Source organism: Thioalkalivibrio sp. ALE19 (assembly GCF_000428605.1).
Classification (GTDB): domain Bacteria; phylum Pseudomonadota; class Gammaproteobacteria; order Ectothiorhodospirales; family Ectothiorhodospiraceae; genus Thioalkalivibrio.
The window spans coordinates 1-7,277 of sequence record NZ_AUAG01000046.1 but is presented as its reverse complement, the minus strand read 5'-3'; the positions used below and the strand labels follow the sequence as shown (position 1 = coordinate 7,277).

Annotated in this window: 9 protein-coding genes; 5 read left to right on the top strand and 4 right to left on the bottom strand. The window is 66.3% G+C overall.

Translation table 11 applies throughout. The features are described 5' to 3' along the window. Positions 1-348: 348 nt before the first annotated feature. Complete coding sequence (locus tag F787_RS0113675) at positions 349-660, bottom strand: PilZ domain-containing protein (RefSeq protein ID WP_018869250.1); 312 nt, start codon at positions 658-660, stop codon at positions 349-351. Between the two features lie 230 nt (positions 661-890). Here F787_RS0113675 and F787_RS0113670 point away from each other — a divergent pair, with 230 nt between their 5' ends. Continuing rightward, the gene (locus F787_RS0113670) at positions 891-1,202 is read left to right on the top strand and encodes a c-type cytochrome (protein ID WP_028492544.1); all 312 of its coding nucleotides are present in this window, start codon (positions 891-893) and stop codon (positions 1,200-1,202) included. A 32-nt stretch (positions 1,203-1,234) separates the two neighbouring features. After that, on the top strand, positions 1,235-2,530 hold the full coding sequence (locus F787_RS0113665) for an NAD(P)/FAD-dependent oxidoreductase (RefSeq protein WP_028492543.1): 1,296 nt from the start codon (positions 1,235-1,237) through the stop codon (positions 2,528-2,530). 101 nt (positions 2,531-2,631) lie between these two features. On the opposite strand, the gene F787_RS0113660 is transcribed toward F787_RS0113665, so the two are convergent. After that, positions 2,632-2,832, bottom strand: a complete 201-nt coding sequence (locus F787_RS0113660) for a YdcH family protein (RefSeq protein WP_018869247.1) — start codon at positions 2,830-2,832, stop codon at positions 2,632-2,634. 95 nt (positions 2,833-2,927) lie between these two features. On the opposite strand from F787_RS0113660, the gene F787_RS0113655 reads away from it, so the two are divergent. Then, positions 2,928-3,698, top strand: a complete 771-nt coding sequence (locus F787_RS0113655) for a S9 family peptidase (RefSeq protein WP_028492542.1) — start codon at positions 2,928-2,930, stop codon at positions 3,696-3,698. 171 nt (positions 3,699-3,869) lie between these two features. Here the strand turns inward: F787_RS0113655 and F787_RS0113650 are convergent, their stop codons facing one another. After that, a complete protein-coding gene (locus tag F787_RS0113650; protein ID WP_028492541.1) occupies positions 3,870-4,610 on the bottom strand; it encodes a ferredoxin--NADP reductase in 741 nt (246 codons plus the stop codon). 123 nt (positions 4,611-4,733) lie between these two features. Here F787_RS0113650 and F787_RS0113645 point away from each other — a divergent pair, with 123 nt between their 5' ends. Next, a complete protein-coding gene (locus tag F787_RS0113645; protein WP_028492540.1) occupies positions 4,734-5,315 on the top strand; it encodes a thioredoxin family protein in 582 nt (193 codons plus the stop codon). A 149-nt stretch (positions 5,316-5,464) separates the two neighbouring features. On the opposite strand, the gene F787_RS0113640 is transcribed toward F787_RS0113645, so the two are convergent. Continuing rightward, complete coding sequence (locus tag F787_RS0113640; RefSeq protein ID WP_196801937.1) at positions 5,465-6,625, bottom strand: Fic family protein; 1,161 nt, start codon at positions 6,623-6,625, stop codon at positions 5,465-5,467. A 315-nt stretch (positions 6,626-6,940) separates the two neighbouring features. Here F787_RS0113640 and F787_RS0113635 point away from each other — a divergent pair. Further along, positions 6,941-7,277, top strand: a 337-nt coding sequence (locus F787_RS0113635; protein ID WP_028492538.1) for an Rpn family recombination-promoting nuclease/putative transposase, incomplete at its 3' end; no start/stop codon positions are given.

The following is a 7,277-nucleotide window of genomic DNA, read 5'->3' as shown; positions in this document are numbered from 1 at the left end:
CACGAAACCGGCTGACCCACCCGCAGCCGACGTATGAACCCCGCATCCGTGTCTTCGGGACAGGGCATGAGAGGCCGGTGAGGAGAACCCCTGGCGCTCCTATGAGGCATCCCTTCCCCGGAAGGGCTGACCCTCGCCCGTAGAGAAGGGCAGCTCCGCGACGAAGTGAAGTCCGGTCGGTAACCAACCCGCGTATATCAGAGTGATCCACCGTCGCAATCCGCTTCTCGTGCCCTGCCTCGAAGGCATGGAAAACAGGAGGTCTCGATCGAACACTACAGCCAACCGTTGACAGGTCAATCCATATCAGGAGGCCAGCCCTCTGGCCGATTGGGCTACCCCGCTCGTTCAGCCACCGAGGGCCTCGGGGTCGAACCTCACCGCAATGCCGTCCTCGTGCACACGCACGACCTGGGCACGGACCTTCGGTGGCGCGTCACCATCCCCCAGCAGGCCGAACACCTGCAGCATCAGCTCGTCGTCCGACTCGAGCTCCAGCAAGCCCCTGAGGTCCGGTTTCTGCCCCTCCTCCCAGCGCAGGAAGGCCCCGCCACCGGAGATGTCATTGGTGGTCAGGGTCACCGGCTCGCCATCGCCCGCCGATACCACCACGTTGACCGTCATCGGTATCCGCGGATGACGTCGCCGCTCCTCGATCATGGTTCCATCCCCTTGCTGTCTTAGAAAACGCTAATCGAAAACGATTTTTTTTTGTGCTATACCGTCGAGGCAATGATCGACCCAAGGCGAGATCATGCGCAAGGCCGGGCATGAACCCGTCCGCGCCAATGAAGAGCCCGGATCGTCACACCGGGCCGGAGGATGAAGGCAGCGCATCACGGCTGTCGCCGCTAAAACAGCAAACCTTCAAGACGGAGGAGTCCGAAACAATGAAGAAATCGCGCCTTACTTTCGCGGGGCTGGTCGGGGCCGTGGCCCTTGCCATTCCGTTCGCTCAGGCCACGGCCGGCGACGAAATCACGCGTGGACAGCTGATGGCCGACACCTGCGTGAACTGCCACAGCGCCGCGTCCGCCGAGGCCGGGGGTGCCCCGGATCTCAGTAACTATCCCTCCAGCCTCATTGTCAGCCAGATGAAGGCGTTCCGCGATGGCGAACGCCCGGGCACGGTCATGGACCGTCACGCCACCGGCTACACCGATGAGGAAATCGAGGCCCTGGCCGCCTACGTCGGCCAGTGAACGGCCCAGCACACAAGAGAGGGAGAGACATCATGCAGGAATTTTCCCGCCGTAATTTCATCAAGGTCGTCGGCGCGGGGAGCGCCGTGGCCCTGACCGGCGTCGGCTGCGCGCCGCAGAAGACGCGTGGCGCCGACAAGGCCCATGTCGTCGTGGTCGGTGGCGGCTCCGGTGGCGCCACCGCCGCGAAGTACCTGAAAAGGTATTCGCCGGAACTCAACGTCACCCTGGTCGAGCCCAACGCCCGCTATTACACCTGCTATGGCAGTAACTGGGTGCTGGGCGGCATCGTCGACATGGACTTCATCGAACAGACCTACGGCGCGCTGGAAAGCCGCCACGGGGTCCGGGTCGTGCAGGATCGCGTGACCGCGGTGGACGCCGACGGCCGCAACGTCCGTCTCGCCAGTGGCGAGACCCTGCAGTACGACAAGCTGGTCATGTCCCCGGGCATCGATTTCCGCTACGACCGCACCGAGGGCATCAGCGAGGCCGACGCCGAGCGCATCCCGCACGCCTGGAAGGCCGGTGACCAGACCCGCATCCTGCGCCAGCAGCTGGAAGACATGCCCAATGGCGGCACGTTCGTCATGGTGGCCCCGCCGAACCCGTTCCGCTGCCCGCCCGGGCCGTATGAGCGCGTGTCGCTGATCGCGAACTACTTCAAGCAGGAGAAGCCCCGTTCCAAGATCATCATCCTTGACCAGAAGGACGGTTTCTCCAAGCAGGGCCTGTTCGAGGAAGGCTGGGCTCAGGAATACGGCGACATGATCGAATGGCGCCCGGCCTCGGACGGCGGCCTGGTCGAGGAGGTCGACGTGCGCAACATGACCGCGGTGACCGAGGCCGGTTTCGAGCGGGTCGAGGCCGACGTGATGAACTTCATCCCGGCCCAGCACGCCAACCAGGTCATGCACGACGCCGGGCTCACCAACGCGGAAGGCTGGTGCCCGGTGCGTCAGGACACCTTCAGGTCCGAGCGTGACGACAACATCTACGTGCTGGGCGACGCCTCCGTGGCCGGTGCGATGCCGAAGTCGGGCCACTCCGCCAACACCCAGGGCAAGATGGTCGCCGCGGCGATCAGCCACGAACTGGCCGGCCGCGACCCGATCACCCCGACTGCAGTGAACACCTGCTACAGCCTGGTCACGCCGGACTACGGCATCAGCGTGGCGGCGGTTTACCAGTTCAAGGACGGCCAGATGGCCGGCGTGGAAGGCGCCGGCGGTGTCAGCCCGACGGGTGCATCCAGCCGCTTCCGCGAGCAGGAAGCGCAGTACACCCGCGGCTGGTACGCCGGCATTACCGCGGACATCTGGGGCTGATCGGCCCGCTTCGCCTCATCACACGAACGGGAAGGATCCCGTTGACGGCGCCCTCCGGGGCGCCGTTTTTTTGCTGCCCTTCCCCCGGCCCTGGCCCCTCCTCAGGCGTTCAGATCCGGGATCAGGCGGCTGCGCAGCCGCGCAATGGTGTCCTTGAGCTGAAGCTTGCGCTTCTTCAGCCGACGGATCTCGAGAAAATCCGGGGACGGCCCGGCGTGCATGGCGGCGATCGCCGAATCCAGCGCCCGGTGCTCCGCCTCCAGTTCCGTCAGTCGTGCCCTGATCTCGCTGTCGTATTCCACGTCCGCTCCCCGGAGTCCGTCGCCTCGCGTATCATCCCAGACCGGTCCGGCCGGGGCCACAGCCCCGACCATCCCGCCACTTCGGAGACCGGAACATGGCCATACGCAACACCTCGCTGTCCATCCCCACGCCGCGCGGAGTCCGGCTGAGCGGCGTCCTGGTGGAACCCGAGGGGCCACCGCGCGGCAAGGCCTGCATCGCGCACTGCTTTGCCTGTTCCAAGGACTTCCCCGCCACCGTGCGGCTGGCCCGCTCGCTGGCCGAGGAGGGCTACGCCACCCTGCGCTTCGACTTCGCGGGCCTTGGCGAATCCGAAGGGACGTTCGCGGACTCCACCCTCCAGACCGGCCACGAAGACCTCGAAGCGGCACTGGACACCCTCGCCGCGCATCATCCGGACACGGAGCCCACCCTGCTGCTCGGCCACAGTTTCGGCGGAGCGCTGGCCATTCTCGTCGCCCCCGAACGCCCGGAGGTCGACGCCGTCGTCACCATCGCCGCACCCAGCCAACCGGGGCACGTGCGCCACCTGTTCCAGGATCATGCCGAAGAAATCGCGCGCGAGGGTCAGGCCCGGCTGATCATAGGGGGGCGCCCAGTTACCATTGGCCGGGCGCTGCTGGAGTCCATCGAGGAGCCCACGCTGGAGACCGCTCTGGCCCGGCTCAACCGGCCGATCCTGCTGCTGCATGCCCCCGGGGATACCGTGGTCAACGTCGACCATGCCGGGCACATCTTCCGCATGGCGCAGCACCCGCGCAGCTTCGTCGCCCTCAACCGCGTCGACCACCTGCTCTCGCGCCCGGAACACACCCGCTACGTCGCCGGCCTGATCCGCGCCTGGTCCGCCAACCTGACCGATTGACACCGCCCCGGATCGCGCAGGGGGCTGCGCTCCTACCAGACCCTCCCCCGGCCGCAGGAGGCCAGCCCTCTGGCCGATCGGGGCTTCCCCGGCGCCGGATCGCGCAGGGGGCTGCGCTCCTACCAGACCCTCCCCCGGCCGTAGGAGGCCAGCCCTCTGGCCGATCGGGGGCTACCAGTAGCTCTCGGTGGTGAGATGCCCCGGTTTGCGCCGGCGGTTCTTCTCCAAACCCCGTTCGCGCAGCAGGGCCTGGGTTTCGGAGACCATGTCGGGGTTGCCGCAAAGCATCACCTGGGAGTGCTCCGGCGAAAAATCGATCCCCGCCTGCGCCTCCAGCTCGCCCTCCGACAGCGCCGTGGTGATACGCCCCTGGATGGCACCGGGGTGCGCCTCGCGACTGACGAAGGGGATGTACTGAAACCGCTGCGCATCGCGCTCCGAAAAGCCCGCAATGGTGTCCTGGTAGGTCAGCTCCTCGGCGTGGCGCACCGCATGCACCAGACGGATATTCTCGAAGCGCTCCCAGGGCTCGTCGGTCTTCAAGATGGACAGGAACGGCCCGATCCCGGTCCCCGTCGACAGCAGCCACAGATCGCGCCCGTCAGGGATCTCGTTCAGGGTGAAAAACCCCGTGGCACGCGGCATCAGCTCCACCGTGTCGCCGGGTTCGAGCTGCACCAGGCGGTTGGACAGCGGCCCGTCCGGCACGGTGATCATGTAGAAATCCAGCGGGCGCTCGTCCGGGGCGTTCACGTACGAGTACGGCCGCCCCACCAGTTCGCCGTCGATCTCCATGCGCAGACGATTGAACTGCCCGGCCACGAACGGTTCCACGTCCGCATCGATGCGCAGCGAGAACAGGCGGTCGGTCCACTGCTTGCGTTCCTGCACGGTGCCGGTCACCCAGCCCATATTCCTGACTCCTGTACTTGGTTAAAGGCAAGCATGCGGGCCGCGCCCGGGCATTTCAAGCAACCCCGGGGCGGCCCCTATAATAGCGGGCATCTCTGAAAACCACAGACAGGAGCACAACCGATGGCACGCACCCCCTCGCAGATGATCGAGCTGGGCACCGAAGCCCCCAACTTCCAGCTGCCCGATGTCGTCTCCGGCGAGACCATCAGCCTGGACAGCTTCCCCGACGCCAAGGGCTACATGATCGCGTTCATCTGCAACCACTGCCCCTTCGTGCAGCTCATCCGCCACGAGTTCGCGCGCTACGGGCGTGAATACACCGAAAAGGGCATCGCAGTGATCGCCATCAACTCCAACGACATCGAGGCCGTCCCCGAAGACGCCCCCGACGCGATGCGCGACGACGCCCGCCGTTTCGGCTACAAGTTCCCCTACTGCCTCGACGAAGACCAGTCCGTGGCCAGGGCCTACCAGGCCGCCTGCACCCCGGATCTGTACCTGTTCGACGCCGAGCGCAAGCTCTACTACCGCGGCCAGTTCGACAGCACCCGCCCCGGCAGCGACCGCCCCGTGACCGGCGAAGACCTGCGCAACGCCACCGAGGCCCTGCTCGCCGGCCAGCCCGCGCCCGAGCCCCAGCACCCCAGCCTCGGCTGCAACATCAAGTGGAAGCCCGGCAACGAACCCGCCTATTTCGCCTGAAACCCGTCGACGAACGCCGCGATCGGCGAGAGGGCTCGCCTCCTACGGGCCGGGGCGCCTTGTAGGAGCGCAGCCCCCTGCGCGATCCGGCGCGGCGATACACGCAATCGGCCAGGGAGCCGCCCCCGGCGCGCAGGGAAGGCCTGTCGCTATCTTTCGGGCGGGAAGAGGCCCGGCATCAATTCAGGGGCCAGCGCTGCGGGCAACGCCAGGCGCAAAGGAGCCCGGCTGCTGTCGGAGGCCAGAACTCCCTGTTTGACGAGCGCCGAAGTCACCCGGCGGGCCTGGCGCTCGCTCAAATCGAGCAGCCCGGGCACGTCCGCCCTGGGCACCTCTCCCCGGTACAGCACCACCTCGAGAAGGCGCCCCGACCTGCCCGGCAATTCATCCGCCCGCACCCTGTCTTCCGCCCAGCGCAGGATCCGCTCACGGAAGCGGCCGGGCTCCATCAAACGCTCCATGAACGCCACCTGGTCGATACAGACCTCCAGGAAAAACTCCACGAAATCCGCCAGGGCCGCTTCACTGAGCTGACCACGGCCATCACGGTCACCGCGGCGGGGTTCATCACATGCGGCAAGGAGCTGCTTGTAGCGGCCCTCGCTACGCGCCAGGCCTCGCGCCACGGACCAGACCCCGCCGCTGTTCAGGTGTTCCACAAGGATGGCATGGGACATCAACCGCGCGACGCGACCGTTACCGTCCAGAAACGGGTGAATCCACAACAGCCGGTGATGGGCACAAGCCACGCCCAGCATTCGATCGGCCTGCCCGCCCCGCGAATAAGCCGCGTGAAACCGCTGCATGAACCGTTCCACAGCGCCCGGGCTGACCGGCACATGCCGCCCGATCCGGACATCGTGTGTTCGGTATGCACCGGGAGAGACCCGGAGATGCTGGCCAGTGTCGGGATCCTCAACCCACAGAAGATCGTCCGGGAGCCGCTCGCAGAAGCGCCGATGTAACTCGCACAGCCCCTCGGGCGCCGTCTCGCGCCCCTTCAGCCCCCCAGCGTCGATCCAGCTCTGAACCTGGATATGCGCCGCCGCCTCCAGTTGCAGGTCGCGCTGACGGGAATCCGGACTGTAATCGCCGGCAAGCGCCCGCTCGATGGCCACAGGATGCGTGTAGTGGCCTTCGATCAGGTTGCTGTAATAGCAGTTCATGGATCGCACCAGGCCGGCCAGGGCCGATTCCACCCCCACCGGAAGGCGGGCGCGAAAGGCAGCGGCATGCGCAACCAGATCCAGCACCCGATCGGTAAGCCGCCCCCGATGGGCGGAGCCCTCCCCCACCACCAGGGGCTCCATCAGAGCAATGCGTTCACCTCGGTCAATGACTGCGCCCATGGCCGGTTGGATGTCCTTTCACGCCATTTGCATGAGTCTCATCATATCAGCAATTTAATCTCAGAATGGTGTCCGGATCGGGCATGCCATGACCGGACGGATGGCCGGATCCGTGGCCGGTTTGTGCTCGCCCGGGTCGAGGAAGTCGCGCCCGGCCGGTCAGCATCGCCGAGCAGTGCAGAAGCCCCCGCGCGGACTGCGCCGGACCGGCCTCGTGGGCGGGATTGTGAGGAGGCCGTGGTACGCTGCGGCTCTGACCGGACAGGGAGTGTCGGCATGGCGGATCACCACGACAACAGCTACAAGCTCCTGTTTTCGCATCCCGAGATGGTGCGGGACCTGCTGACCGGTTTTGTCCGGGAGGACTGGGTGAGGGAGCTGGATTTCTCCACCCTCGAGAAGGTCAACGGGTCCTATGTGACCGACGAGCTGCGCGACCGCGAAGACGACATCGTCTGGCGCGTGCGCTGGGGCGGCGGCTGGCTTTACGTGTACCTGCTGCTGGAGTTCCAGTCGAGCGTGGACCGTTTCATGGCGGTACGGATGATGACCTATCTCGGGCTGCTGTATCAGGACCTGATCCGGCAGAAGGCCCTGACGCCCGGCGGCCGCC

Coding starts and splice junctions, on each gene's coding strand:
- F787_RS0113675 (WP_018869250.1), bottom strand. CDS start 660: ATGATCGAGGAGCGGCGACGTCATCCGCGGATACCGATGACGGTCAAC.
- F787_RS0113670 (WP_028492544.1), top strand. CDS start 891: ATGAAGAAATCGCGCCTTACTTTCGCGGGGCTGGTCGGGGCCGTGGCC.
- F787_RS0113665 (WP_028492543.1), top strand. CDS start 1,235: ATGCAGGAATTTTCCCGCCGTAATTTCATCAAGGTCGTCGGCGCGGGG.
- F787_RS0113655 (WP_028492542.1), top strand. CDS start 2,928: ATGGCCATACGCAACACCTCGCTGTCCATCCCCACGCCGCGCGGAGTC.
- F787_RS0113650 (WP_028492541.1), bottom strand. CDS start 4,610: ATGGGCTGGGTGACCGGCACCGTGCAGGAACGCAAGCAGTGGACCGAC.
- F787_RS0113645 (WP_028492540.1), top strand. CDS start 4,734: ATGGCACGCACCCCCTCGCAGATGATCGAGCTGGGCACCGAAGCCCCC.
- F787_RS0113640 (WP_196801937.1), bottom strand. CDS start 6,625: ATGGAGCCCCTGGTGGTGGGGGAGGGCTCCGCCCATCGGGGGCGGCTT.